Source organism: Streptomyces sp. NPDC028289, from assembly GCF_055565975.1.
Map to the genome: position 1 here is coordinate 1 of NZ_JBVHTI010000032.1, position 2,493 is coordinate 2,493.

General features: G+C 68.3%; 3 protein-coding genes and 1 pseudogene. 1 reads left to right on the forward strand and 3 read right to left on the reverse strand.

All coding sequences use genetic code 11. The features are described from left to right. Nucleotides 1-66: 66 nt before the first annotated feature. A complete protein-coding gene (locus ACZ4UV_RS52020; RefSeq protein WP_451022589.1) occupies nucleotides 67-426 on the reverse strand; it encodes a hypothetical protein in 360 nt (119 codons plus the stop codon). A gap of 403 nt (nucleotides 427-829) precedes the next feature. On the opposite strand from ACZ4UV_RS52020, the gene ACZ4UV_RS52025 reads away from it, so the two are divergent. Continuing rightward, nucleotides 830-1,009, forward strand: coding sequence for an ATP-dependent DNA ligase (locus tag ACZ4UV_RS52025; RefSeq protein WP_467850255.1), 180 nt, complete (start codon nucleotides 830-832; stop codon nucleotides 1,007-1,009). A 38-nt stretch (nucleotides 1,010-1,047) separates the two neighbouring features. Here ACZ4UV_RS52025 and ACZ4UV_RS52030 read toward each other — a convergent pair. Both ACZ4UV_RS52030 and ACZ4UV_RS52035 read right to left on the reverse strand, forming a co-directional pair. Then, nucleotides 1,048-1,610: pseudogene (locus tag ACZ4UV_RS52030) on the reverse strand (transposase family protein); the annotation flags it as partial. A gap of 96 nt (nucleotides 1,611-1,706) precedes the next feature. Continuing rightward, nucleotides 1,707-2,285, reverse strand: a complete 579-nt coding sequence (locus tag ACZ4UV_RS52035) for a TetR/AcrR family transcriptional regulator (RefSeq protein ID WP_467850258.1) — start codon at nucleotides 2,283-2,285, stop codon at nucleotides 1,707-1,709. Between the last annotated feature and the right edge of the window lie 208 nt (nucleotides 2,286-2,493).

Below are 2,493 nucleotides of genomic sequence, written 5' to 3' on the forward strand. Positions count from 1 at the left end.
CGCCAGCACTGCCCGATTGACCATGATCGCCACAGACGGATCATGCCACCGGCCAGGCACAACGCCTCACCCGCTATCACGCACCAACTCGTAAGGGCCTATCGCCGCCTCGACGAGCGCCACGTCCTCGCTCGTCAGCGCCTGCTGGACGAGAGGCAGAGCCGCGTCGCCCAGCGCATGCCCGGACAGATACCTCTCCTCAGAGTCCAGCACGTCCAGGGCGCGCAGTACCGCCCGTCGCTCGGTCCCGCCACCGCGCTGGTAGATGCCCGCCAGCAGGCCCGCCAGCTCGTGGCCTCCGAGAGGAAGGGTGAACAGGAGCAGGACACGGGCGGCCTCGTCAGCAGTCCACGTTCCGTTCAGGCGTGCCTGCCCGCAGCAGCTTCCTACTTCCGGGAAGAGCTCCTCGATCACGTGCGGATCCATGGCGACGCGTATGACCGCTTCGCTGAGCCAGGCTCGTGCCGAGGTTTCCAGTCCGATGGAGAGAAGGGAACCGAACGAGGACAGGGCAGCGGGAACGTCCAGTGCGGAAACGGAGCCGGCCCGCGGAGTCTCCCCGTCGGTGCACGGAGGCCGCGGAAGACCTGCGGCAGCCGCGTACAGCTGCTCCAGAGCCTGGGGGGGGCCGCCTGCGGCGCATCCAGTGAGTCAGCCGGCAGATCGGCACAGACGAATCCGCGATACCCGATGTCGTTTAGGGCGCTCAGTATGTCCGGCAGCCCGCTTTCGGCCAGGCGGACAGCCGACGAGTCCGCCGTCCGGTCCCGCACATCCGGTATCTGCACATGAACCAGCCGGCCGCCGGCAGCTGGCCCCGGATGAGGCGTTGCCGCAGAACTGGACGGCGGAGCAGAAGGCGGACGGCTTCCGGGCGATCCTCTTCGCGCGTCCCGGCCTGGTCATGCTCCAGTCCCGCCGGGGCGCGGACGTCACCGGCGCCTTTCCTGACATCGCCGCCGCGGCGACCGAGTTGAGCGAGGCGCTGGTGCTGGACTCAGTTATGTGAGCTGTGGGCCTGTCTCAGTCCGTCGATGTCTCATGTCGCGAGTCATAACCGGCGTCCAGGTGCACGGTGACGTCGACGGGCAGCGGTCCCAGGTCGTCCAGGCGGTCCAGGGCCGGGGTGTGCAGCGGGGAGTCGTGCCGGTTGGCACCGGACAGGACACGACCCAGCGGAATGCCGTATCCGTCCGTCATGCCCGAGCGTTTCAGGCCCTGTTTGCCGCGGTCCGCCCGGGAACACCCGGCCACCTCGCCCCTCGGGGCGCCTTGGTGGAGCCGTCCACGGCGATCTGGTCGAGGACGAGGCCGACGATCCGGTCGTAGGACTCCAATGTGATCTCTTTGAGCCCGGCGAAGACGCCCAGCCGTATCCACTCGTCGCGGCGACTGCGGATAGTGGTGGCCGAGCAGGTCGTGTCGACGATCGCCTCGCAAGAACAGCCGAAGCACAGCAGCTGCAACATCTTGTCGAAGACGATTTGGTCACTGATACGCCGACGGTGGCAGCCGAGCGGATGGCCCGGGTGATGCGCCGCCCGCCCGGGCAGCAGGGCCACGAATTGGTTCCAGAGCGGTTCGGTCAGCCATGACGGCGGCGCGGACACAGGCCGAGATCACAGAGCGTCGCGACTCCATGATTACCGAGACGGGTGCCCGTTCTGCTGCTGGTATCCCCCAACCGCGCCTACCCACGTGACCACTCAGTCGGCTGTGCCGTGCCTCAGTCCGTCCAGGGTGAGGTCGAGGAGGCGTTCGGCCTGCTCGCGCTCCTCGGGCTTTCCCGAGGCGAGGGCGAAGCCGGTGAGGGCGGCGAACATAACGGCCGGGCTGACGTCCGACCGGATGGTCCCGGCGGCGGTCGCGGCGTCCATGAGCGAGGTGAGGGCGGTCATGATCAGCTCGCGGCTGTGGTCGTAGGGGTTGACGCCGGAGTCGACGACGGCGCGCAGGGCCTCGGCCATCCCCAGTTTCGCGGTGGCGTAGTCGATGAAGCGCCCCATCCAGGCGCGGAGCGCCTCGCGCGGCGGCATGGCCTCCAGGAGTTCGGAAGCGGCCTCGCACAGCCGGCTCAGTTCGTTGCGGTAGGCGGCCTCGATCAGCGCCTCCCGGGTGGGGAAGTTGCGGTAGAGAGTGCCCGAGCCCACGCCCGCCTCCTTGGCGATGCGCTCAAGGTGCGCCTCCAGCCCTTCCTCGGCGAAGACGCGTACGGCCGCGGAGAGGATCTTCTCCCGGTTGCGCCGCGCGTCGGCCCGCAGCGGTCGGCCGGTGTCTGTGGTCACGGAGGGTCCCTTCCTCATCGGAATTAAGTGGAGGTGCCTCCACATCTTGCTAAGTGGAGGCGACCCCGCTTATAGTCGTGGAAGCGGCGACGCCTCCACTTCCGAGTGTAGAGCACATCCCGCCGCCGTCCGCAGAGTGCGGGCACACCCAACCCAAGGAGCAAACGATGAGCCTCCCCCTCGAAGGCAAGGTCGCCGTGGTCACCGG